Below are 20,485 nucleotides of genomic sequence, written 5' to 3'. Positions count from 1 at the left end.
TCACACCCCCCAAATCGAGATGAAGGCGCCGACAGAGCCCATGAAGAAGCTGAAGGCGGCGAGCTTGAGAGCTGACACTCCGAGCGGGTCTCGCTCCCACGCGGGCGGGATGTAGACGGTGTTCATGGGGTCATCCTTCGTGCAGGAAGGGGCTTGGCGAGGGCTGAGGATGCGCGGCGCTGCGGAGTTGCCTTCCGAAAGCCAGCGCTCTGAATTTTCGTGCGGATGCCGAGATGCCCGGCTTCCTGACGCTTGGCCTTGGCGATCGTCGCCACGTCCTGAGCGGTCTTGCCGCCCGGTGCTCGGTGGCAGCAGTCGCGTCCGAGAGCCTTCCCGTCCTCGATCGTCAGCGGCTTCGTCTTGTCGACGATCAGCGCTTCGGGAATGGTGTGATCGAACTCGACGACCTTGCCGGTAATGTTGAGGCCGCAGCCTTCGCACCAGATATTGCCCTGCGCATCGGAAGCGCGCTTGAGCATCTGGGCTTTCTGGGACCGGGAAAACTCACGCCGCATGGCTGGCCTCCCGGTCGTCAGCGAAGACGACGCCGTGCTGTGCCCCGAAGGCGAAGATTAGCTCGATGAGGTCCGTCATCTCCTGCTTCGTCAGATCCGAAGACGAGCGGCCGATGTTGACGAAGCCAGTGCCGTCCAAGTTCGGGACAGCGCGCAGCTCACGCTTGAGCGCGTCGAGGAAGATCAGCTTCCAGTCGTCGGGCTTGAGCGTCAGGCCGTGCCACGGCAGTTGACGGGCGATGTCCGTGAGCATGGCCCACATGCGATCGTTCTGAGGCAGGCTGCGCTTGCTGGCCTTGAACTCGCAGCGGGTGCCGTGTGGCGCCTTCATCACCCACGACGAGGCGCGCTGGCGAGCCATAGGGCTATCGAGGATGACGAGGGCGCGGCTCATTCTGCCGCCTCCGCAGGCCGCCCCTCGGGCAGCACGCGATATCGGGCCAGAGCCATCGTCCGAATGATGGACGCCTCTTCATCGCCAAGCTTTTCCTTCAGCTCAGCGGTGTTGTCGGTCATCCACTTGCCAAGATCGTCCTTGGTCTTGGCGACCATCATGACGGACTTGTACGTCTCGCCAAGCTTCGAAAGGGGCGCGACCGTTCCGCTGGAAGTGCGAGGAACAGCGGGGGTCGCGTTCCGGCCGGACGGCGCGGAATGTGTTTCGACGTTCTCCTGCGTCTTGTCGTAGAGAGCGAGGCCGAACGGGTTGCCGAAGGTCATCAGGGCGCGCTTCATCGCGTCCGTCTCGGCTTCCTTGATCGCGCTTTCGTGGGCAAGGCCGAGGTCGGCATCCACGCCATGGCCCGCGCCGATACCTTCACGCGCCACGCCATCGACGATCACGCGGACCTTCGCGATGTAGGACACGCCGAAGCCGTCGCGCTGGTTCGGGGGGCGACCGATCTTCCGAGCGCCTTCCGCGACCATGCGGATTTCGAGCGTCTCGCGCGTCCAGGCATCATAGCCGAAGATGCGGTTGGCTTCCGCGATGGCATGCCAGCCTTCGATGTACGAGAGCTTGCGGCCTGCCTGTTCTCGCGACTTGACGTGCGAGGAGTCGAGCTTCGCGGAGAGCTGTTCGATCTGTTCTGGGCTGAAGGTCATTTCACCCTCACGGTGAGGCGCGATCCGCCATTACTGACGACGACGCCGGGGATTTCCTCGCCAGCCTTCACGGCGGCGTTGATGGCGGTCTTGTCGATCTCGCGCTTGATGCGGATGAAGCGCTCGGGGATCGAAGCTTCGTCCTCGATGACGACAGACGGAGCCGCTTGGCTTACCGAGATGGTGGCGCTCGGCAGCGTGACCTTCGACAAGCCGGCTGCCGCCATGACGCGCTCAATCGCCTCGCCATAGCCATCGCCACGACGCTCAAGGCGGGCTTTGCGCTCCCTCAGGTCGTTGACGGGGACCTTGACGCCTTCGGCCATCGCATAGGCCGCCTCGCGCTCCTGAACGAGTTTGGCGAGGACGTTGTTGATGTCCGTCTCTCCTTCGAGAACGTCGGCACGAAGCGTCTCGTCCTCTTCCAGTTCGGGATAGACGGCGATGAGGTCGCTGATCTCTCGGACGACGCGGAACACAAGCTGCGGGTTCATCGCGCACCCCTCAGAGCCGAGGTGATGAACTCTCCCGCCAGTGCGGCAGCCTTGGCCGGTGACGTGATGCGGGCGTACTCCTCAAGAGCCTGACGGGCAGACCACTCGATGACCTCGGCGGACACGTCGTTGCCCTGATCGTCGATCAGGCCGGACAGGACAGCGCGAACGCCAGCTTCGTTGCCGCCATCGGCATCCCAGAAGCGTTCCATGGCGCTCGGCAGCAGGGCTTCGATTTGGGTGCTCATTGCTTGATCCCCATTTCCATGCGCAGTTGAGCGCAGCGTGCGTCACGAAGGCGGCGGAGGAGATGAGAGCGGGGCTTGTGGGCCTTGCGGGCTCTCTCGATTGCTTGGCGCAAAGCCTCGATCTGAGGACCGATTACCTTGCGAGCGCGCCATGCTCGCCAGAGGATGAGGGCGCGGCGGATGAGGGGGTTCATGCCGCCACCCCCTTCGCGTAGGTCTCTAAGTGGATCTCTTCGACGCGAACGGGCTCTGTCTGATAAGCCTCGACCGCCTCAAGCACAGCGAACGCGCGCCCTTGATGGGCGACTGCAAGCCGCTTCGCTTCGTCTCGCGCCTCTTCCACGTTGTCGTAGCGAGAATAGTGAAGGTGATCGAAATCACCTTTGGTCGGGATCGACTGGACGATCCAAAAACGGTAATCGCTAGCCATCACACCACCGCCTGCCAGATCGACCGATACTCTCGAGGCGCCGTGTAGGCGTAGCTCTTGCCATCGTCGGGGAGAGAGGCTTCGTAGGCCTTCCGAACGCGGGAGGTGGCCGAGGCCAGATCGCCGTCAACCCAGCGCTTGGCGAGGGAGGTTTCCCACTCGTCAGCGCGCTTGCCCTCAACCCAGACGTGGGTGATCTCGAACGAGCCGCCGTCGCCTTCGAGGGCGATGCACCAAGCCGCGCAGAGAGCGACCGGGCCGACGTTCAGCTCGCTATCCTCGATCTCGAATGCGGCGAAGGTCATCGTCAGGCCCTCGCTTCGGCGAGGGCGATGGCGGCTCGGATTTCAGCAAGCGTCACCCAGCACTGGTTGTCGGGGTGCTGGCCGGCGCAGAACTGCTCGACCACAACTTCCGCGGACTTCAGAGCTTCGAGCATCGTCTGATTGGTGGTGGCCATTGCCGCCGTCTCCTCTGTTCGTGAGGAGAAGATAGGATAAGTCCTATTCCTATGTCAATAGGATGCGAGAGGATTTTTCCTGCTCATTCCTATCGTGTCACATACGGGAGAATTTGGCGGCGATGCGGCCGATGATATGCGCGTTCTCGTCGAGAATCAGCTCGAACGGCTCATAGCGCGAGTTGAGAGACTTGCAGATGATGCGGAGTGGATCGGAGCCTCGGATCGGCTCTACCTGCTTCACAATGACGCCGCTGCCGTCCCAAACGGCAAAGATGGCACCCTGGCTTGGGTCGCGGTCCGCTCGGTCAACAATGACGCGGTCGCCTGAGCTGAGGCCGAACTTCGACCCGTCGTCCATGGAGTCGCCGCGAACCGAGATGATATCGGCGGTATCGAAGGAGAGGTTCAACTCATTGCGAACGTAGGACGGCGGGAGCGCCCATTGCGCAATGACTTCCTGTGCGGGCTCGCCGCCCTCTTGCCAATCTCCATCCGCGACCAGGCCGCCGCCGTAAGAGCCGCCGCCTTTAACCGCATACTCCTTGAGATAGGGCGGGTTGGCGACAACGAGCGTTTGCGACTGCGACTGCACCTGACGTAGCGGGGCGCCAAGCAGGCGGTCATCAATGCCGAGCATCTCGGCCAGTTTTGAGCGCACATCCTCCGGGAGCTTCTCCGGGATGCCGCGCTTAATGAACTGCTGCATGTAGGCGTGGTTCTTGCCCAAATCCTTGGACACGTCCGAGAGCTTTAGCCCTCGTTCGTCGAAAAGCCCCAGCAGAAGTTTGCGGACCGAATCCATGCGGTTCGGCATAGCGCGCGGCGCATAGGAATCGCCAATAGGAAATATCTTGCGCAAAGAGGAATAGTCCTATAGATAGGAGTGCATGGACGCACAGCACGCATTCCGCGCCGAGGTTGAGCGGTATCTCTCGATCACGGGCATGAAACCCACCCGGTTCGGCATGATGGCTGCGGGTGACCCCCGTTTTGTCTTCGACCTTCGCCGGACTCCTCGGGAACTCCGCAGCTCCACGATGAAGCGTGTGACGGCTTTCATGTCGCGGCCGGTCGATATGAAGAGGACAGGCTGATGACGATCCGCGACGAACAACACGCGATGATCGAGACTAGGCTCCGTGATCTGGCCCAGAGGGGCGCCACCAGCCATGAGGCAGCAGAGGCCACGGGCTGGGGATATCCGGCGATCCGCCGGTACGCAAAGCGCTACGGCATTGAATTCAAGCGCGTCTACCGCGTCTTCGACGAGGAGGCGGCACGGTCCAGAGAAGCCCGGGCTCAGGAATTCGCCGCGCGCTACGTTGCGGGCGAGACTTTGGAGGTAATCGGGCAGTCCCACGGGATTACGCGAGAGCGTGTTCGCCAAGTTTTGGCTCTTCAAGGGATCAGCGCCTCTGACGGCGGGCAAGCGGTGACGGCGGCTGCCCGAGCGGTCTCTAAGCGCGACCGAAAAGAGGCGATCTGTCTGGCTAAATGGGGGTGCACCCGCGCCGATTATGCGGAACTTCTCACCATCGGGCGCACCCTCACCGCGCTTGGTGTCAAGCGCGAACGTCAGCCGGTCGGTGCGTTTGTGCGCCAGAAGGTCAATGCTCGAATTCGGGGCATTGGATGGGACCTGACGCTTTGGCAGTGGTGGACGATCTGGAAGGAATCCGGCCGCTGGGATGAGCGTGGACGCGGCCATGGCTATGTGATGTGTCGCAAGGGCGACGTTGGGCCGTACTCGGTCGACAACGTCGTGATAGCGCCCCAGCATTTCAATTCGTCGTTTCAAATTCGCAAGAAATCGGGCTTGCCAACTGGTGTCTCCGAGTGGCGGAAGGGCCGGTTTGTCGCGAAGATCGGCGTCAATGGGAAGAATATTTATCTCGGAATTTTCCCGAACGCTGATCTCGCGCATGCTGCTTACCTCAAGGCGCTAGGTGAGGTCGCCGGCCCCTCGAAAGAGGTTGCCTGACATGCCCACGTTCCTCATCCCTCCGACCCTCATCACTGCGATCATCTTCGTAGGCTTCGCTCTGACGAGGCTGTCATGAAGGTGCGCCTCGACGCTCTTCTCTCGATTGTGGTCGGCTCGGCTTGCGTGTTGTTGAGCTTCGCTCCGCCATTCGACGCGAGGTCGATTTTCGCCCTCGGCGTAGGCATCGCCAATCTCTGCATGGCCGTTGTCATTATCCACGAGGCCCGGTCATGACGATGGCCGAGCGCATTTACGGCGCTGCCGTCTCTCTCTTCGCGCTCGTCATCGCGGCTCGTTTCGCCATGCTCCTGCTGGAGCTTCGCGGATGAGCATCAACCTTCCTCGCGCGGTCCTTACTCCCCAGCCGCTGCGCGAGTGGCGAGGCGGCGTCCTCCCCCGCCGCCTCGCCAGCCATTTCTCCATCCATCGTAGCGCGCACGTTCGCCAAAACCCGCGCAACGATGTCTCCAAGCCGCTCCATGGCTGTCTCCTTCTGACGTTCTCAGGATCGTCAGAACGGAACCCAAGGTCATGGAAACCTCAGCTCACATCGCGGAAATCTCACGCCCTCGCGTGGGTTTCGTACCCAAGGCTACCGATATGCGTGCAGTAGAATTCAAGGCGCGGGTTGGCGCCGTTCTCGCGTTCATCTCGCCAAACAGCACGATCAAGGACGCTTATCCGAAGGCTGCCCGGTTCCTTGGGCTCGGCCCTCGTCGCGTCCGCGCTCTTCATGCCGGCGAAGCCCGTTCGATCCAGGTCGATGACGAAGAAGCTCTCTTCGAGGCCGAGGTCAAAATCTCCGAACACATTCTCACGAAGGAAATGCAGCGTCATGCCGACAGGCTGGAATACGCGGCGCTCCGGTACGCCGCCAAGTGTCCCGATGCGTATGGCGATCGCATTGCTCGATGGCGCGATCTGGCTCGTCGAGTGCGTGCTGTCTTTGGTCGAGAGGTTGCGTAAATGAGCCTCGCATCCCCCATCGAATACACCGACGCAGCCCAGATGCTGGCAGACTATGCCGAGCGTCGGAAGGCCTTCTATCCCGTAACACCGCAGGTCAAGGCCGAGCCTCGCGCGCCCCTCATCATCGACAGCCCACCTGTCGCTGGCTCGCGGTGGACCGCCGAGGAAGTGGACACTCTGCGGTCGCTTGTAGGCGATGGCCTGTCGAAAAAGGCCATCGCACGGCGCATGGGCCGTAGCCCCGGCGGCGTCGGGGACTATGCAGGGAAGCTCGGCCTCAGATTCACCCGGTCCACGGCCCAGCGGGTTTACTCCATGGCGAAGGAGGCGAAGAACTGCCGCCTCGTCTTCGAACGCGTCCCTGATAGCGTCCGCCGTCATGAGCAGGGGCGATACATCCTTGGACAGGTGGCGGCTGATTGCGGGCTTCTGGCTTCGGATCTCGTTGGCGATTCCCGCACCGCTCCCATCGTCGCAGCTCGTCAGCAAGCCATGTGGCTTTGTGCCCGCGACACGCATCTTTCCCTCCCCGCGATCGGGAAGCTTTTCAAGCGGGACCACACGACGGTGCTTCACGCCGTTCGTCGAGAGAACGACCGACGCGGGGAGAATGTGCGTCGGATGGGGGGCTTCAAGCGATGAGCGTCGTAGTCCCGGCCATCCGCCTCAAAGCCGCCCGCGCCCGCAAGGCTCTCCGCGATGAGCAAGCCTTTATCGAGGCTTGTGAGCGAGCTTTGGAGGCACGACCGAAGGACATGGGCGAACTGATCCAGCGCGCCAAGGCGACGGTCCAGCAGGAGCGTCGCCCGTGAAGGTGCTCGTCCTCAACCTGCCGCTGCCCCCCAGCGTGAACGCTTTGTTCGCTAACGCCCCCGGTCGTGGTCGGGTGAGGACGAAGCTCTACCGCGCATGGTCCAAGACGGCCTTGGATTTCGCATGGCTGAGCAAGCCTCAGGGCGGCTTCCCCTATTTCGATGGCTGTTTCGACGTACAGATCACCGTGCCTCTGAAGATGCGCGGCGATGTCGATAATCGACTGAAGCCTATCCTGGATTGGCTGAAAGCCCCCGGCGAGATCATCGCGGACGATGTGCGAGCGCAGCGCGCGACCATCGCGCGCGGTCGTGATGTGGAGCCCGGCTTCTGCCGCGTGTTCGTCTACGAGACGAAGGAGGCAGCATGAGAAAACTCAGCGATTCCGTTCGGCAAGTTCTCGGCTTCTCCGGTGGCCTGTCCAATGTCGAGCCCGGCCTGAACGCTGAGCGCGACTATGCGGAGGAGGCTTTCGCCCGCCGCTGCAAGGCCACGGCCTGCGACAAGGCCTATCTCATGGCGCAAGCCAAGATCGGTCGCCAGACCATCGAGAGCGTTCGCGTCATATGCGACAGCCCGATTGAGAAGCTTATCGTCCCGTGGCTCGTCTATCAGGACTACGGTTTGCCGTGGCCAGAGAAGCCTCGTGCGGCGCTGTTCTGTTCTTCTTCCGAGGGCGTGAAGGAAAGCAATGAGGGCGATATCTACGTCTGCCCTCAAGCGGATTTTGAGGCGTATCGTCTCGATTTCCTTATCTGCGCGAACATCGGCGGCCTGCATCGGCTCGTTGCTGTTGAGTGTGATGGCAAGGAATTCCACAGCACCGATAGCGACTTTGTCCGCGACAGCATTTTCAAGAGTGTGGGCATCCCGACCGTTCGGTTGACGGGGTCGCAGATCCACCAGTCTCCACAGGCCGCCGCTCTTAAGGTTGCCCATGTCGTTTGCGACGGCCCCAATGGAAGGGGTTGGCTCTAATGGCCCGCATCCGCTCAATTCACCCCGGCCTGTTTACCGACGAGGCGTTCATGTCTGCGTCGGCTCATGCTCGCTTGCTCATCATCGGAATTTGGACTGAGGCATGGGACGACGGCGTGTTCGAGTGGAAGCCTCTCACGCTCAAGGCGAAGCTGTTCCCTGTCGATGCGGTCGATGTACCGGTCCTCTTGGAAGAGCTGGTCTCGTTGGACTTCATCCGGGCCTTTGAGGCGGGGAAGAAGTACGGAGCAATCCGGAACTTCCAGAAATACCAGAAGCCAAAAAAGCCCAACAGTTCCGAAGTCCTCCCGGCCTCTCTCTCCTCTTATGTCAAGCCAGTTACGAACCAGTCCGGAACTGGTGGGGAAAAAGACGATCTGATGGAGGATGGAGAGGGAGAAGGAGAGAAGACAGAAGGTGCTACCGCACCTTCTTTGGCTGGGGCCGCCGAAAATTCTAAGATCGATTACGACGCTATCGAAAATCGTTGTCGCGAAGCTGCTGGCTTGGAAGACAGCCCAGCGGCGGGTCTTCTGGTCATCGGCCCGATTATCCGCCTTGTCGAAGGCGGGGCTCTGTTGGAGCGGGATATCCTGCCTGTCCTCCGCGCCGCCAAGGCGAAGGGGCAGCGCGGGGCGACCTGGGATTATTACCTGCCTGCGATTGAGCGGTCCATGAAGCCGCCTGAGGCTCTGAAACACATCCCATCGCCAAGCCAAGGCCCCCCGAAGGTCTTCATCGTCAGGGACAGTCCCGAATGGGCTGAGCGCGTCGCTGCCGGTCACAGGCCCGGCATGGTCACCCAGGACCCGAAGACGAAGGCTGAAGGCTGGTACTTCACGGCCAAATCCCCCCACAACAAGGGAGAGCGCGCGGCATGAGTGGGCCACTGGACAGTCTGACGCTCAGAAACATTGTCGACGAGGCTGAAGCTCTCATTCGGCGGCTGTTCCCCGACAAGCGCAAAGAGCCCGCCGGCCTCAAGCTCGAACTAGTCCGGGCTCTCCGCAAAGCGGAGTCACGCGGCATGCAAGCAGTCGTCGAGCATTTCGGCATCTGTGACGACTGTTCGCCCGTCCCGAACTCTGGCCGGAACCTAGCGGATGCCACAAAGAAAGACACCCCATGAACGCTGAAACAAGGGCGAAGGAGATCGTGGTCGAGATCATCGGCGGCGTTCTCGCTGATGGCGCAGTCACGCAAGGCTCAGGCGAACGATGGACTAACCTGATCACCCAAGCCATCCGCCAGGCAGAGAACGACAAGCTGGAGGAGGCGGCGCAGAGGCTCATCCACCGCGCCTATAGGCTCCTGCCACCTGACACGCAGCTGGTAGCCAAGTGCGCGGCCGAAATCCGCTCCCTCAAATCCAAGGACTGAACCATGGGCCTCAAGACTGGACCTCGTCCTCGTGAGGGCGTGCAGCGGTACCCGAACACGGGCCGCATCGTGAACAGGGAACGAGGGGAGAAGCCGGAAGCTATCGTTGCTACGGCGAAAGCCCAGCGGGTCAAATTCTTCGGCGCGAAGGAGGCCGATTGGCATCTGCCGTTGATGGGCTACGCAGTTGGTCGCCTGTTCATGCAGGACAGGATCGATGCTCGCCAAATGGCAGCGGCGCGCGCGTTCACGATTCGAGCGGTCCGCTACTACCAGAAGGTAGGCGTTGGCCTGCCCACGTTCCCGAGCATCGCGGCAGAGTTTGTTGCTGGGGGCGGGGGAGCTTCCGCAGACCCAGACGAAGAGACTGTTGCCGGCATCAGGTCGGCGTTCGGAGAAATCCAGGACGCATTGGCTGAAGCGGGCATCCATTTTTCTGGGAACAGGGTGCTAATGTCTGTGTGTATCTCCGACAAAGAGCCGCGCAATGATGTAGAATTTGGAGAATTCCGGAGCGCTCTGAATGTCATCGCTCATCGACTGAGGGTCTAGAATGGCGAAGAACTTCAGGCTCGCGGGCCGCGCCAAGGCCCAAGATTTTGAATGGCTGAAGTGGGGCTACAAGAGGCCAGAACTCGAAGAGGGTCTTTGGCTGGTCGATTGGCGCTCAATCGGCAGCCCGAAGTATTGCGTCTACGTAATTGCGCCAGACGGTCAGTGGCCGGTCAAGATCGGCATCTCGCATAGCCCACGCTCCCGGCTTGGAAACTTGCAGGTTGGGAACTGGAAGAGGCTGGAAGTCGCGCATTGCTTCTGGACTGAGACGCAGGCTGATGCGCTCGCCATCGAGAAGGAGGTTCATCGAGACTATTCCGAGCAGAAGAAGTGGTTGCTTGGAGAGTGGGTGGACACCCGACCGAATGAGGCACGGGAGCGCATCGAATGGGCCGCTCTCATTCTTGGCGTGAACATCGGGAATGACGTTCCTTCAGAAGCAGCAGAATCGATCAAGGCCAAGATCGAGACGCTGTGGCCTTGGACGACATATTATCAGGCAATGGCTGAGCGCGGGGAAATGGCGCATCGCGGGACGATCAACGCAGACTATTGACGTCTGCCCGAACCGCATGGTATGCCGATTTGCAAGATCGGACCTTGCATCTCTGCAAGATTTCTTCCCGCCCGGAGCCCCAAAGGCTGCCGGGCTTTTTCATTTCAGGCCCGATGGCTCAAACCCACGGGGAGCAACCATGGCTGAGAAGCCTAAACTAGGGCTGGACAGGTCCAAAACCGGTCGCGCCAAGGGCACCCCGAACAAGACCACAGCCCTCCTCAAAGACGCGATCCTTCAGGCCGCTGAGAAGGCCGGCGATAAGGAAGGCCTCATTGGCTACCTGACCGTACAGGCCAAGGCCAACCCCGGCCCGTTCATGGCGCTGTTGGGCAAGGTGTTGCCCATGCAGGTGACGGGCGAAAGCGGCGGCCCTGTCAAACTGACGGTCGAATGGTCGAGCGGAGAATAACGCTCCCCTACGCGCCGCGTGGGGTGTTCCTGCCATTCCATGAGCGCAAGCAACGGTGGGCCGTTCTGGTAGCGCACAGGCGCGCGGGCAAAACCGTTTCGACCATCAACGACAAGATCCGGCGAGCGATCACGACGCCAAAGGCGAATTACCGGGCCGCCTATGTCGCGCCGTTCTTCGTCCAGGCTAAAGACATCGCGTGGGATTATCTGAAGCGTTACGCGGCCCCCATCATCGCGGACAAGAACGAAAGCGATTTGTGGGTTGAGCTTATCAACGGCGCGCGCATCAGGCTTTACGGCGCGGACAACGCCGACAGATTGCGCGGCGGCTACCTGGACGATGTGACGATTGATGAGCCGGCAGACATGCGGCTCTTAACAGTCTGGGGCGAGATCATCCGCCCCATGCTGGCGGATCGTCAGGGGACGGCAACGTTCATTGGCACGCCGAAGGGGAAGAACGAGTTCCACCGCATTTACGAGCGGGCCAAGGCTGACCCAGATGGGTGGTTCAGCGCTATTCTGAAGGCCAGCGAGACGGGGCTTCTGGCCGAGGGCGAATTGGTTGATGCCCGCGCGGAAATGACGCCAGAGCAATACGAGCAAGAGTTCGAGTGCTCGTTTGATGCAGCTATCGTCGGCGCTTACTACGCGCGGGAGATCGCGCAGGCCGAGGCACAGGGGCGCGTCGCGCTCCAGCCGGCTGACCCCGCCTTGCCTGTACATGCGGCCTGGGACCTTGGCATCGGAGACAGTACGGCGATCTGGCTATGGCAGGCAGCCCCCGGCGGCCTTGCCGTGGTGGACTTCATCGAGGACCACGGCAAGGCACTGCCTCACTACGTCGCCACGCTTAACGCGCTGCCCTATCGCTATGGCATCGACTTCCTGCCGCATGACGCCAGAGCCCGAGAGCTTGGCACGGGCAAGACGCGGGTAGAAACACTGACGGCGCTAGGGCGCAATGCCCAGATCGTCGCTAACGTTTCGATCGAGGACGGTATCAACGCGGTTCGGCAGGTTCTGCCCATCGCAAGGATCGACGCCACGCGCTGCGCCGCAGGGGTCGAGGCGCTTCGCCAATACCGCACGGAATACGACGAGAAGACCAAAGCCTTCCGCGACAAGCCGCGGCACGACTGGACCAGCCACGCGGCTGACGCCGCCCGCTACATGGCGTTGGCCTATCGCTCGCTGTCTCAGACGATCGCCAAGCCCAAGCCAAAGGCGAGCCTTGGCCAGGTCTATCTGCCCGGCCCGCCGCGCCCGCCTAGCGGCGTGAGAATCAGGATCTAGCCCGCCATGTCAGAGGCCGAAATGGAAAGCGAGGAGCCGAAAGGCCCCGCGCCTGCCGGCCCATGGCTGGACAGGATCAAGGACTACCAGACCGCTTTCCAGAAGTGGGCTGACCAGTGCAAGAACGTGGACAAGCTCTATTCACGCAAGGAACGCTCGGACGCGGCCGATCGTGAGTATGCGATCTTCTGGGCTAACATCGAGGTTCTGAAGCCTGCGGTTTATGCCCGGCCGTCCGTTCCCGTGGTAGCGCCGCGGTTCAAGGACAATAACGCCGTTGCTCTGGCCGCTTCCGAGATGCTGGAGCGGACATGCGTCGTCAACTCCGAGCAGCAGGACATGCACGGCGTCATGCAGGAGGTCCGCGACGACTTCCTGATGTATGCGCGCGGCACGGCATGGGCTCGCTTTGCCATGGAGGATGGCAAGCAGGTTGTCGCCTATGACCATGTGGCGGGCTGCGACTTCGCACACGACATGCAGCGCTCATGGCGCATTGCCGGGTGGGTTGCCCGCCGTGCTTGGCTGACGCGCGACGAGGGCGTGAGCCGCTTTGGTGAAGCGTTCAACAGCGTCCCATTGAAGAAGCAGGATGAGAATGCTGCCGTTCCGCAGAAGACCGACAAGGCTGCTGTTTGGGAAATTTGGAACAAGCCCAAGGGCGAAGTGATTTGGGTTGCCGAGGACCACGCCGACCAGCTCGACGCGCATCCTGCCTATCTTTCGCTCGCCGGCTTCTTCCCGTGCCCGCCGCCGGCCTATGGCACACGCATCCCCGGTGGGCTGACCCCCGTTCCTGAGATCCTGCAGTACAAGGACCAGATCGAGGAGATCAACGAATACACCGCCCGCATCGCTGCGCTATCGCAGTCGCTGCGGATGAAAGGCTTCTACGCCGCCGGTCAGGGCGACATCTCGGAAGCCATTGAGACGGCGATCAAGAGCATCGACGACCGCGCCACGATGATCCCGATCTCCTCGATGGCCGCGCTGGGGCCGGGAGGTTTCAAGGACAGCATCGTCTGGTTCCCGGTTGGCGAGGTCATCACGCTCATTCAGTCGCTGGTCGAGCTTCGCCGCGTCGTGATCGAAGATGTCTACCAGATCACCGGCATCAGCGACATCGTCCGCGGCTCCACGGACGCAGGCGAGACGGCCACGGCCCAGCAAATCAAGTCGCAGTGGGGATCGCTCCGCATTCGGGAGCGGCAGAATGAGCTAGTCCGCTTCGCCCGCGACCTTACGCGCATCACCGCCGAGATCATGGCTGAAAACTTCGCGCCTGAAACCCTGGTGCAGATGTCGCAGAGCGATTTGCCGACGCAAGCCCAGAAGCAACAGGCCCAGATCGCCGTGCAGCAGGCCCAGGCATTGGCTCAGCAGGCGCAAGCGATGCAGCAGCAGGGGCAGCAGGTTCCTACGCCGCCCGAGCCCCCGAAGGAGATGCTCGCTGCGCTCAAGAAGCCGTCGCTGGAAGAGGTCATTGCGTTTCTGCGAAATGACAAGGCGCGCGGCTTCACCATCGAGATTGAGACGGATTCGACAATCCAACCGGATGAGGATGCCGAGAAGCAGCGTCGGGTTGAGTTTGTCACCGCGGTTGGCGGGCTTTTCCAGCAGGCGGCACCTATCGTCATGCAGGCCCCGCAGCTCGGGCCGTTCATGGGCTCCGTGCTGAAGTTCGCCGCTGACGGATTCCGTGCCGGGCGCCCGCTTGGCGGCGCCATCGACAACCTGACAGAGATGCTTGAGGGGATGGCCGAAAAGGCTCAGCAGCCGCAGGAGCCAGATCCTGCCATGCAGATCGAGCTTGAAGGCAAGAAGGCAGACACCGCCGGCAAGGTCGCCAACGCGAAGAAGTCGGAGATTGAGCTTCAGCGGGCTCAGGTTGAGGCGCAGGCCGCCGTCAGTGGCGCGCCAGACCCGAAAGCGCAGACCGAGGCGATCAAACTCCAGAGCGCGCAGGTCAAGGGCGAGGCCGATATGATGAAGGCCCAAGCCACCATGCAGCAGACCGTCATGGATGGGCAGGTAGCAGCTGCCGAGCACCAGATGACCATGGAGCAGCTCGCGGCGAAAGCAGCCGCCGATGCCATGAATCCCAATCCTGCCAAGGATGCTGACTGATGGCATACTGGCAGAAGGGGACGATTGTCAGTGGTCAACCGGGCGGGCGGGTGAACGTCGATGCCGGCGGCTCGGATGACCTGAAGTTTCTGTCACCCAAGTTTGTGCTCAACGACGGCAGCGACTACGGCATCGTTGGGTATGGACTCGACCTTGGCACGGGTGGTGGGTCTGCGCCTGTCGGGCCGAGTGCGGTGGTTCTGCCGACGCCTTCGTTCGGGTCGTCCAACCTCCGCGCCTGGTTCGATGTCGGGAAGACCTTCAAGAACGCGGCCGGGGTCGATACGCCGTCGATCTATTACGACACCCTTGGCTACGACAGCGTCGCGGCTTGGGAGGATATCAGCGGCAACGGCTACCTGCTGAACACGCCGGACAAGACATTCCAGCCCACGAAAGGCCCGCTCGGTGGCCCGCTCTTCGACAGCGCGGCGGTCTATCTCGATTTCTACCGGAAGAACCTGTTCAACGGGCTCCCGGCGCTCAGCGTCTTCGCCTCGGTACGGCCGATCCTGAATGGTGGCGCGGCCAAACGCACGCTGATCTACGGTTCGGAGGGGAATACCTCAGCCGTCGCCCTGGGTGTCGCAATCGCAGCGGGCGGTTCTGGCTATGCGGTCGGTGACAAGGTCGTTCTGACGGGCGGCACGTTCTCGACGGCGGTAACGATCGTCGTCCAGGCAGTGAGCGGAGGGGCTATCACACAGGCGGCCATCGCCAACCCCGGTGCCTATACAGTCATCCCGTCCAATCCCGTCGCGCAGGGCAGCACGACGCTCTACGGCTCAAGCTCGGCCGGCGCCGGCACCGGCGCGACCTTCAACATGACGTTCTCGACGATCGGCAGCGGTTCGGCCGCCGAGCGGATGAGCTTCTACATGTCGCAGGGCTCGACAGGTCGGAAGCCGTACATCACGCTTTCGCCGCTGGATGGTACGAGCGCTTCGACTTCCACATCGGTCAGCCAGTCAGTTGGCCCTGCCAATGGCGGCGCGCTGTCAGACACGACCACACGGCGCCGCGTCGGCTATGTGATCGACACCACGGCCGGCACGCTTCAGCAGTATTACGAGGGGTCGGCAGACGGGGCGGCTCAGTCGATCGCAACCGGCGCATTCGGCACCGGGGACAGCATCCTTCTTCGTGTCGGCAACAACAATACGCCGAACAGCCCGCTCTATATGGAGCTTGTGCGCCTGGTCGTCCTTGCGGAGGTGCCTGACGCATCTCGCCTCGCGGCCATCGATAGCTACCTCGCGAGCGCGCTATGACCCAGTATTATCGCCCCGCGCAGGCTTATGGCGCCACCGCTTCGTACACCGTCAACAACGCTTCCAGCGAAGCGACGAACATCCGCAACTGGCACAAGCGCATCGCTGATTTTCGGGGCGTCGTCCCGCAGGGCACGCTGCAATACGGCACCATGCGCGCCCTGACCGGCACGCTGGCGCAGAAGACCTTGGCCATGCCGGATGCGGTCTATGCTGCGCTGTCCGGCATCAACGTCGCGGATGCGCAGTACAACAGTTCGACGCCGGACCCGGCCGGTTACAGCAACACCTCGGAAATCCCGACGCTGCCGAACCTTGGGCTGCACGCTCAGATCATCCTGTGCGTGGGGTCGAGCCTCACCAACTGCCAGATCGGCGCAGGCACCACGTTCCCGCAGTTCAGCTTCCCGGAGAACCGTTTCTGGGCCATGGGCCTGACGCGCGGCGGCACGATGCCGTGCCTGTTCTCGAACAACAGCCAGAACACGCAGCTTCCGGCATCCGCGCCGCAACCACCCGAGTGGGGCATGACGATGCGGACGGCCTACGAGAAGTCGCGCATCAAGTTCAACTTCGGTCGGGATAGCTGGCGCCTCGCGAACCAGGCGGGCATGAACTACCAGTCCCCGACGCCTTTGAATGGCTCGCCGCATATCGAGACGATCCAGCAGTTGGCGGGCATCACGGTTCATTCCAGTCAGCAGCTCGTGGTTCAGATCGAGAGCCTGACCAATGACTTCAACTACGCCGATCAGAACAGCAACGGCGGCCTGTCAGCTGTCCCGGCCGGAACGCCGGGCTACACCTATGCGGGATCGCCGAACGCGATCGACAACTGCCTGATCCCGTACATCGCGGCGATCAAGGCGCTTTACCCAAACGCCAAGATCAGGGTCGTCTGCCCTTGGGCTCGCGGCAACAGCACGGCGCTCAACGGCAAGTTCGTCGAGTTCGCCGCTTATGTCGTAGCGAACAAGGCGGCGCTGGGTATCGACCAGATCATTGACCCCACGCAGATCCCGCTCATCACGCCGACGAGCACGACGACGGCGGATAACCAGCAAATCTTCAACTCGGACAAGACGCACCTTGCTCCGGGCGGCGTTGCCTATCTCGACCCCTGGTACATGAACGCCGATGACGCGCTGCTCGGGTTCACGCCCGATCCTGCGTACGCGGCGGCGATCCTCTGAACCCGTCACCCGTTGCAGGGCAGATAACCACATGCCGCGCGAAACATACGTCTTCGACCCCGTCACCTGCGAGTTGGTTGACCGCGATACCTATTACGCCCGCAAGCCAGCCCCGAAGCGCTCAAGCCTCGCCGCTCCGATGATCATGTCGGACAATATCGAGGTCAAAAGCATGGTTGACGGCAATATCTACACCTCGAAAGCCGCACTGCGGGCGTCCTACCGGGCGCGCGGCTATGCCGAGGTCGGCAACGAAGAACTGAAGCCCCCGCCGAAGCCCAAACCTGACCGGAAAGCCATCAGCGAAAGCGTCGGCAAAGCCTTCGCCCGCGCCGGTATCTCGCTCTAACAGGAACCCCATCTCATGGAAGACGTGCAGACCGCCTCAAACGCGGTGAGCGATACCGCTATGCCTGAAGCTAGCGCCGTCCCGAGCATTTCGGACGCGCTTTCCAAGGCATTCGATACCGTCAACCAGACCAGCGACACGCAGACCGCAGCCCCGGCGCCCGAAGGTCCCGCCCGGTCCCCCGATGGCAAGTTCGCCCCGAAAGCCGCGGAGGCGCCCGCAGAAGGACAAGAACAGGTAGCCACACCCGAGGCGGCGCCCGTCACGGCAAGCCCGCCAGCGCGCTTCGTCAAGGCCGCGCAAGAGGCGTGGGCACAGGCGCCGGAGATCATCCGGACCGAAGTCGCCCGCATGGAGCAGGAGCTGACGCAGGGCCTCCAGAAATACAAGGAAAGCCACGAGGCCTTTGAGCCGCTGCGCCAGTTCGACGCGATGGCGCGGCAGGGTGGCACGACGCTCCCGCAGGCCCTGACGAACTACACCAACATGGAGAACATGCTGCGCCGCGACTTCACCCGTGGCGTGGTCGAGATCTGCAACAACATGGGCGTTGACCCCGCCGCTCTTGCGCAGGCCCTCTCCGGCCAGCAGGGCAACGGCGGCGCGGCGCCTGAGGTTGCCTCGCTGAAAGCCGAGATCGCCGCGCTCAAGCAAGAGATTTCCGGCGTCGCCGGCAAATACCAGGAGATCGAGCTTCGTCCCGTCCAACAGCAGGTTGAGGAGTTCGCCTCGCAAAACCCGCTGTTCAACTACGTCGCGGACGATATCGCGAAACACATTGCAGAGCAGAAGGCCGCGGGCCAGCAGCCCAACCTTCAGGAGGCCTACCAGGCCGCCATCGCTCTTCACCCCCATCTGGCGGCACTCGCTGCCCAGACAGCCGCTCCGGCGGCACCCACCACGCCCGCAGCGCCCGATCCGGCTCAAACCCGGAAAGCGTCGCTGTCTATCACCGGCAGCCCGTCCGTCTCAAACACGTCCACGCGGAAACCCGCCGGTTCCACTCGTGAAGCGCTCGACAGCGCCTTTGCGTCAGTCGGTCTTTCTTGACCCTCAAAGGAACCTAAGACATGGCAATCGTCTCCAACGACAAGCTCACTGAAGCTTTCTCGTTGGCGCTCGAAGACCGGTCCCGTGGATATGCGGACCTCGTCTCGAACGCCAACGCCATCCTCTCTGTGATGAAGCAGAAGGGTGGAATGAAGACCTTCTCGGGTCCCACGATCCGCGAACGTCTGCTCTACGCCGAGTCCGGCACCTACGTCCGGTATTCGGGCTACGACTTCCTGAACCCGGCTCCGTCCGAACTCTTCAACGATGCCGAGTTCACCCCCAAGCTGGCGGCTGTGTCCGTCACGCTGTCGGGTGAGGACATCCTGAAGAACTCCGGTCCGAACCAGCTCAAGGACGTGATGGAAGAGCACATCTCGGCCGCTGAGCGCGAGCTGACAGACCGTTTCGTGGAAGACCTCCACTCGGCCGGCACGCTCACCAACCAGATCGGTGGCCTTCAGCTCGCCGTTCCGACCGTCAAGAATTCCGGCATCTATGGCGGTATCGATCGCTCGCTGGTCACACTCTGGCAGACTGGGTCTTACGACGCCACCACCGACTTCTCGGCGGCGACCTCGGCGGCCAACATCCACGACCAGTATACCCGCGTGCTCATCAATCACTCGCGCGGCAAGAACGGACCGAACCTCATCGCGGCTGACGCGACGCATTTCCGTCTGTTCCAGGCGGGCCTCGTCGCGATCCAGCGCGTCACCAAGGAAGGCAAGATGGCGACCCTCGGGTTCCCGTCGCTGGCTTTCGCGGGTGCCGGCTATGAGCTGGATGTGGTTCTGGAAGGCGGCATCGGTTCGGCCATGCCGTCGAATACGACCTACTTCCTGAAGCTTGGCGAGGATGGTCTTCGCTTCCGCTATCACCCCGACCGCAACTTCGTCGCGTTCGGCGGAAAGCAGCGTCCGGTCAACCAGGATGCCGTTGTCCAGCACATCGGCTTCTACGGCAACCTGACGATGGCGAACCCGCTGTTCCAGGCGAAGCTCACCGACTGAGGAGGTCACATCATGGCTTATGTCATCACTCAGAACCGCCTCGGCCAGTCCCTGATCGGCGGCGTCGATTCCGCTGCGGCGGTGCCGGTCGGCACCATCGTGACGGCCACTGACCCCGTCTATGGGGCCGGTGAGTTCATCTACCTCAAGGGGCTCGATGCCACTGCTGTCGGCACCTGGGTCACCTACAACATGGACGACGGTTCCACCACGCTGCTGGCTGCCAACGCCATCGGCCAGGTGGCCGTCGCCATGGGTGCGACCGTCACCGGCAAGTGGGGATGGTATCAGATCAGCGGCAAGGCGGTCGGCAAGGCGCTCACTGCCTATGCCGACAACGGTCTGGTCTATGCGACCTCCACGGCAGGCAGCGTTGACGACGCTGTTGTGGCTGGCGATCGCGTGAAGCTCGCCATCGGCGCTTCGGCTGTGGGCACGCCCTCGGCCGGTCTTGCCGAGTTCGAAATCGCGCGTCCGTTCATGGATGACGCGACCGCCGCCTAATCGGCGTTCACCGACTGCATCACCAACGACCCCGTCGCGAGCAATTGCGGCGGGTTTTTTCATATCCCTCAAACGGAAAGTTACCCTCATGGCCTCAAACGCCACTGAACAGGACACCGCCCGCCCGCGCTTCTACATGCAGGCCGTCGAGAACAAGGCCAGGAGCCTCGCAGAGGGCCGCCCGGTCTTCGACGAGCGCGAGATGGTCGAAATCCGCATTCCCGGCGATCGCCTCGCCACCCATGTCAATTACGTGCTCGATGAGCACCGCCAGCGTTGGCCGGACCATTACGCCGCGTTCAAGCGTGGCGAGGCCCGCGCCGCCAGTGGCACCCCTTTGGAGCAGTGGCCGCCGATGACCACCGGCCGCGTTGCGTCGCTGAAGGCTCTCGGCATTCTTTCGGTCGAGGAGCTGTCCAACCTCCCTGACAACATGCTGCCGAGCCTCGGCATGGGCGCCCGCGAGCTTCGCGACCAAGCCCGTGCCTATCTGGAGGCCGCATCCGATGGCGCCGCCGCCGGCCGCGCTGCTGCGGAGAACGCCGAGCTGCGCGCGCAGATGGAGCGCATGCAGAAGCAGATGGAAGCCCTTTTGGCCGGGGCTCCGTCAACTGTCGCCGTCGATGTCTCTGACCGGGCGATCGAGGATCTGAGCGACGACGAGCTGAAAGCCTACATCAAGCGCGAGACGGGCGAGGCGCCGCGTGGCACTCCGTCCCGCCAGACGCTTCTCGACAAGGCTACGGCGCTCGCTACGCGCGAGAGTGAGGCGGCTTGAC

The 20,485-nt window shown here is 62.3% G+C and carries 31 protein-coding genes; 21 read left to right on the top strand and 10 right to left on the bottom strand.

The annotated features are described in order from the left end of the window. From AC07NY_RS02315 to AC07NY_RS02270, 10 genes are all read right to left on the bottom strand, one after another. Complete coding sequence (locus tag AC07NY_RS02315; protein WP_494581516.1) at positions 1-126, bottom strand: hypothetical protein; 126 nt, start codon at positions 124-126, stop codon at positions 1-3. Beyond that, positions 123-515 (bottom strand): hypothetical protein, encoded by a 393-nt coding sequence (locus AC07NY_RS02310; protein WP_494581515.1) that lies wholly within the window; start codon positions 513-515, stop codon positions 123-125. Before AC07NY_RS02310 ends, AC07NY_RS02315 begins: the two co-directional genes overlap by 4 nt. Beyond that, positions 505-909, bottom strand: a complete 405-nt coding sequence (locus tag AC07NY_RS02305) for a recombination protein NinB (protein WP_494581513.1) — start codon at positions 907-909, stop codon at positions 505-507. The genes AC07NY_RS02310 and AC07NY_RS02305 overlap by 11 nt, the downstream gene beginning before the upstream one ends. After that, a complete protein-coding gene (locus AC07NY_RS02300; protein WP_494581512.1) occupies positions 906-1,619 on the bottom strand; it encodes an RAD52 family DNA repair protein in 714 nt (237 codons plus the stop codon). Before AC07NY_RS02300 ends, AC07NY_RS02305 begins: the two co-directional genes overlap by 4 nt. Next, on the bottom strand, positions 1,616-2,113 hold the full coding sequence (locus tag AC07NY_RS02295) for a siphovirus Gp157 family protein (protein ID WP_494581510.1): 498 nt from the start codon (positions 2,111-2,113) through the stop codon (positions 1,616-1,618). The genes AC07NY_RS02300 and AC07NY_RS02295 overlap by 4 nt, the downstream gene beginning before the upstream one ends. Continuing rightward, positions 2,110-2,361, bottom strand: coding sequence for a hypothetical protein (locus AC07NY_RS02290; RefSeq protein WP_492286750.1), 252 nt, complete (start codon positions 2,359-2,361; stop codon positions 2,110-2,112). Before AC07NY_RS02290 ends, AC07NY_RS02295 begins: the two co-directional genes overlap by 4 nt. Before the next feature lie 190 nt (positions 2,362-2,551). Continuing rightward, positions 2,552-2,791 (bottom strand): hypothetical protein, encoded by a 240-nt coding sequence (locus AC07NY_RS02285; RefSeq protein ID WP_494581508.1) that lies wholly within the window; start codon positions 2,789-2,791, stop codon positions 2,552-2,554. Next, positions 2,791-3,096, bottom strand: a complete 306-nt coding sequence (locus tag AC07NY_RS02280; RefSeq protein ID WP_494581506.1) for a hypothetical protein — start codon at positions 3,094-3,096, stop codon at positions 2,791-2,793. Before AC07NY_RS02280 ends, AC07NY_RS02285 begins: the two co-directional genes overlap by 1 nt. A 2-nt stretch (positions 3,097-3,098) precedes the next feature. Beyond that, complete coding sequence (locus AC07NY_RS02275; RefSeq protein ID WP_494581504.1) at positions 3,099-3,251, bottom strand: hypothetical protein; 153 nt, start codon at positions 3,249-3,251, stop codon at positions 3,099-3,101. A gap of 97 nt (positions 3,252-3,348) precedes the next feature. Then, positions 3,349-4,113, bottom strand: coding sequence for a S24 family peptidase (locus AC07NY_RS02270; RefSeq protein WP_494581502.1), 765 nt, complete (start codon positions 4,111-4,113; stop codon positions 3,349-3,351). A 234-nt stretch (positions 4,114-4,347) separates the two neighbouring features. Between AC07NY_RS02270 and AC07NY_RS02265 the strand changes: the two genes are divergently transcribed. The 21 genes from AC07NY_RS02265 to AC07NY_RS02165 all read left to right on the top strand — a co-directional run bounded on the left by AC07NY_RS02265 (position 4,348) and on the right by AC07NY_RS02165 (position 20,484). After that, positions 4,348-5,235 carry a hypothetical protein gene (locus AC07NY_RS02265; RefSeq protein ID WP_494581500.1) on the top strand — a complete coding sequence of 296 codons (888 nt, stop codon included), beginning with the start codon at positions 4,348-4,350 and terminating at the stop codon, positions 5,233-5,235. A gap of 75 nt (positions 5,236-5,310) precedes the next feature. After that, entirely contained in the window at positions 5,311-5,472 is a 162-nt protein-coding gene (locus AC07NY_RS02260; protein WP_494581498.1) for a hypothetical protein, read from the top strand. Between the two features lie 297 nt (positions 5,473-5,769). Continuing rightward, positions 5,770-6,204, top strand: coding sequence for a hypothetical protein (locus AC07NY_RS02255; RefSeq protein ID WP_494581497.1), 435 nt, complete (start codon positions 5,770-5,772; stop codon positions 6,202-6,204). After that, the gene (locus tag AC07NY_RS02250) at positions 6,205-6,849 is read left to right on the top strand and encodes a helix-turn-helix domain-containing protein (protein WP_494581495.1); all 645 of its coding nucleotides are present in this window, start codon (positions 6,205-6,207) and stop codon (positions 6,847-6,849) included. Next, on the top strand, positions 6,846-7,019 hold the full coding sequence (locus AC07NY_RS02245) for a hypothetical protein (protein ID WP_494581493.1): 174 nt from the start codon (positions 6,846-6,848) through the stop codon (positions 7,017-7,019). Before AC07NY_RS02250 ends, AC07NY_RS02245 begins: the two co-directional genes overlap by 4 nt. After that, the gene (locus AC07NY_RS02240; protein WP_494581491.1) at positions 7,016-7,390 is read left to right on the top strand and encodes a RusA family crossover junction endodeoxyribonuclease; all 375 of its coding nucleotides are present in this window, start codon (positions 7,016-7,018) and stop codon (positions 7,388-7,390) included. The genes AC07NY_RS02245 and AC07NY_RS02240 overlap by 4 nt, the downstream gene beginning before the upstream one ends. After that, positions 7,387-7,998, top strand: a complete 612-nt coding sequence (locus tag AC07NY_RS02235; protein WP_494581489.1) for a putative endonuclease domain-containing protein — start codon at positions 7,387-7,389, stop codon at positions 7,996-7,998. Before AC07NY_RS02240 ends, AC07NY_RS02235 begins: the two co-directional genes overlap by 4 nt. Continuing rightward, positions 7,998-8,879 (top strand): hypothetical protein, encoded by an 882-nt coding sequence (locus AC07NY_RS02230; RefSeq protein WP_494581487.1) that lies wholly within the window; start codon positions 7,998-8,000, stop codon positions 8,877-8,879. The genes AC07NY_RS02235 and AC07NY_RS02230 overlap by 1 nt, the downstream gene beginning before the upstream one ends. A gap of 244 nt (positions 8,880-9,123) precedes the next feature. Further along, a complete protein-coding gene (locus tag AC07NY_RS02225) occupies positions 9,124-9,378 on the top strand; it encodes a hypothetical protein (RefSeq protein ID WP_494581485.1) in 255 nt (84 codons plus the stop codon). A 3-nt stretch (positions 9,379-9,381) separates the two neighbouring features. After that, on the top strand, positions 9,382-9,930 hold the full coding sequence (locus tag AC07NY_RS02220) for a hypothetical protein (RefSeq protein WP_494581483.1): 549 nt from the start codon (positions 9,382-9,384) through the stop codon (positions 9,928-9,930). A gap of 1 nt (position 9,931) precedes the next feature. Further along, positions 9,932-10,489 carry a GIY-YIG nuclease family protein gene (locus AC07NY_RS02215; RefSeq protein ID WP_494581481.1) on the top strand — a complete coding sequence of 186 codons (558 nt, stop codon included), beginning with the start codon at positions 9,932-9,934 and terminating at the stop codon, positions 10,487-10,489. A gap of 139 nt (positions 10,490-10,628) precedes the next feature. Beyond that, positions 10,629-10,901 carry a hypothetical protein gene (locus tag AC07NY_RS02210; RefSeq protein WP_494581479.1) on the top strand — a complete coding sequence of 91 codons (273 nt, stop codon included), beginning with the start codon at positions 10,629-10,631 and terminating at the stop codon, positions 10,899-10,901. Continuing rightward, entirely contained in the window at positions 10,883-12,199 is a 1,317-nt protein-coding gene (locus tag AC07NY_RS02205; protein ID WP_494581476.1) for a terminase large subunit domain-containing protein, read from the top strand. The genes AC07NY_RS02210 and AC07NY_RS02205 overlap by 19 nt, the downstream gene beginning before the upstream one ends. A 6-nt stretch (positions 12,200-12,205) precedes the next feature. Continuing rightward, positions 12,206-14,326, top strand: a complete 2,121-nt coding sequence (locus tag AC07NY_RS02200; RefSeq protein WP_494581474.1) for a hypothetical protein — start codon at positions 12,206-12,208, stop codon at positions 14,324-14,326. Further along, positions 14,326-15,597 carry a hypothetical protein gene (locus AC07NY_RS02195; protein ID WP_494581472.1) on the top strand — a complete coding sequence of 424 codons (1,272 nt, stop codon included), beginning with the start codon at positions 14,326-14,328 and terminating at the stop codon, positions 15,595-15,597. The genes AC07NY_RS02200 and AC07NY_RS02195 overlap by 1 nt, the downstream gene beginning before the upstream one ends. Then, positions 15,594-16,790: a hypothetical protein gene (locus AC07NY_RS02190; protein ID WP_494581471.1), complete on the top strand. Its 1,197-nt coding sequence runs from the start codon at positions 15,594-15,596 to the stop codon at positions 16,788-16,790. The genes AC07NY_RS02195 and AC07NY_RS02190 overlap by 4 nt, the downstream gene beginning before the upstream one ends. A 31-nt stretch (positions 16,791-16,821) precedes the next feature. Continuing rightward, positions 16,822-17,139 (top strand): hypothetical protein, encoded by a 318-nt coding sequence (locus AC07NY_RS02185; protein WP_494581469.1) that lies wholly within the window; start codon positions 16,822-16,824, stop codon positions 17,137-17,139. 15 nt (positions 17,140-17,154) lie between these two features. After that, positions 17,155-18,189, top strand: coding sequence for a hypothetical protein (locus AC07NY_RS02180; RefSeq protein WP_494581467.1), 1,035 nt, complete (start codon positions 17,155-17,157; stop codon positions 18,187-18,189). Between the two features lie 20 nt (positions 18,190-18,209). Then, a complete protein-coding gene (locus AC07NY_RS02175) occupies positions 18,210-19,202 on the top strand; it encodes a phage major capsid protein (protein WP_494581465.1) in 993 nt (330 codons plus the stop codon). 12 nt (positions 19,203-19,214) lie between these two features. Continuing rightward, positions 19,215-19,706 carry a hypothetical protein gene (locus tag AC07NY_RS02170; protein ID WP_494581463.1) on the top strand — a complete coding sequence of 164 codons (492 nt, stop codon included), beginning with the start codon at positions 19,215-19,217 and terminating at the stop codon, positions 19,704-19,706. An 88-nt stretch (positions 19,707-19,794) separates the two neighbouring features. Then, positions 19,795-20,484 carry a hypothetical protein gene (locus tag AC07NY_RS02165; protein ID WP_494581461.1) on the top strand — a complete coding sequence of 230 codons (690 nt, stop codon included), beginning with the start codon at positions 19,795-19,797 and terminating at the stop codon, positions 20,482-20,484. Position 20,485 lies beyond the last annotated feature (1 nt).

Source organism: Allobosea sp. GW821-FHT09G06 (assembly GCF_059416005.1).
The sequence above is the reverse complement of the archived record's forward strand: the minus strand, read 5'-3'. Positions and strand labels throughout refer to the sequence as shown.

Coding starts and splice junctions, on each gene's coding strand:
- AC07NY_RS02255 (WP_494581497.1), top strand. CDS start 5,770: ATGGAAACCTCAGCTCACATCGCGGAAATCTCACGCCCTCGCGTGGGT.
- AC07NY_RS02310 (WP_494581515.1), bottom strand. CDS start 515: ATGCGGCGTGAGTTTTCCCGGTCCCAGAAAGCCCAGATGCTCAAGCGC.
- AC07NY_RS02170 (WP_494581463.1), top strand. CDS start 19,215: ATGGCTTATGTCATCACTCAGAACCGCCTCGGCCAGTCCCTGATCGGC.
- AC07NY_RS02265 (WP_494581500.1), top strand. CDS start 4,348: ATGACGATCCGCGACGAACAACACGCGATGATCGAGACTAGGCTCCGT.
- AC07NY_RS02275 (WP_494581504.1), bottom strand. CDS start 3,251: ATGGCCACCACCAATCAGACGATGCTCGAAGCTCTGAAGTCCGCGGAA.
- AC07NY_RS02290 (WP_492286750.1), bottom strand. CDS start 2,361: ATGAGCACCCAAATCGAAGCCCTGCTGCCGAGCGCCATGGAACGCTTC.
- AC07NY_RS02195 (WP_494581472.1), top strand. CDS start 14,326: ATGGCATACTGGCAGAAGGGGACGATTGTCAGTGGTCAACCGGGCGGG.
- AC07NY_RS02250 (WP_494581495.1), top strand. CDS start 6,205: ATGAGCCTCGCATCCCCCATCGAATACACCGACGCAGCCCAGATGCTG.
- AC07NY_RS02215 (WP_494581481.1), top strand. CDS start 9,932: ATGGCGAAGAACTTCAGGCTCGCGGGCCGCGCCAAGGCCCAAGATTTT.
- AC07NY_RS02260 (WP_494581498.1), top strand. CDS start 5,311: ATGAAGGTGCGCCTCGACGCTCTTCTCTCGATTGTGGTCGGCTCGGCT.
- AC07NY_RS02220 (WP_494581483.1), top strand. CDS start 9,382: ATGGGCCTCAAGACTGGACCTCGTCCTCGTGAGGGCGTGCAGCGGTAC.
- AC07NY_RS02165 (WP_494581461.1), top strand. CDS start 19,795: ATGGCCTCAAACGCCACTGAACAGGACACCGCCCGCCCGCGCTTCTAC.
- AC07NY_RS02180 (WP_494581467.1), top strand. CDS start 17,155: ATGGAAGACGTGCAGACCGCCTCAAACGCGGTGAGCGATACCGCTATG.
- AC07NY_RS02225 (WP_494581485.1), top strand. CDS start 9,124: ATGAACGCTGAAACAAGGGCGAAGGAGATCGTGGTCGAGATCATCGGC.
- AC07NY_RS02210 (WP_494581479.1), top strand. CDS start 10,629: ATGGCTGAGAAGCCTAAACTAGGGCTGGACAGGTCCAAAACCGGTCGC.
- AC07NY_RS02305 (WP_494581513.1), bottom strand. CDS start 909: ATGAGCCGCGCCCTCGTCATCCTCGATAGCCCTATGGCTCGCCAGCGC.
- AC07NY_RS02245 (WP_494581493.1), top strand. CDS start 6,846: ATGAGCGTCGTAGTCCCGGCCATCCGCCTCAAAGCCGCCCGCGCCCGC.
- AC07NY_RS02300 (WP_494581512.1), bottom strand. CDS start 1,619: ATGACCTTCAGCCCAGAACAGATCGAACAGCTCTCCGCGAAGCTCGAC.
- AC07NY_RS02190 (WP_494581471.1), top strand. CDS start 15,594: ATGACCCAGTATTATCGCCCCGCGCAGGCTTATGGCGCCACCGCTTCG.
- AC07NY_RS02295 (WP_494581510.1), bottom strand. CDS start 2,113: ATGAACCCGCAGCTTGTGTTCCGCGTCGTCCGAGAGATCAGCGACCTC.
- AC07NY_RS02230 (WP_494581487.1), top strand. CDS start 7,998: ATGGCCCGCATCCGCTCAATTCACCCCGGCCTGTTTACCGACGAGGCG.
- AC07NY_RS02200 (WP_494581474.1), top strand. CDS start 12,206: ATGTCAGAGGCCGAAATGGAAAGCGAGGAGCCGAAAGGCCCCGCGCCT.
- AC07NY_RS02175 (WP_494581465.1), top strand. CDS start 18,210: ATGGCAATCGTCTCCAACGACAAGCTCACTGAAGCTTTCTCGTTGGCG.
- AC07NY_RS02185 (WP_494581469.1), top strand. CDS start 16,822: ATGCCGCGCGAAACATACGTCTTCGACCCCGTCACCTGCGAGTTGGTT.
- AC07NY_RS02205 (WP_494581476.1), top strand. CDS start 10,883: ATGGTCGAGCGGAGAATAACGCTCCCCTACGCGCCGCGTGGGGTGTTC.
- AC07NY_RS02285 (WP_494581508.1), bottom strand. CDS start 2,791: ATGGCTAGCGATTACCGTTTTTGGATCGTCCAGTCGATCCCGACCAAA.
- AC07NY_RS02315 (WP_494581516.1), bottom strand. CDS start 126: ATGAACACCGTCTACATCCCGCCCGCGTGGGAGCGAGACCCGCTCGGA.
- AC07NY_RS02280 (WP_494581506.1), bottom strand. CDS start 3,096: ATGACCTTCGCCGCATTCGAGATCGAGGATAGCGAGCTGAACGTCGGC.
- AC07NY_RS02235 (WP_494581489.1), top strand. CDS start 7,387: ATGAGAAAACTCAGCGATTCCGTTCGGCAAGTTCTCGGCTTCTCCGGT.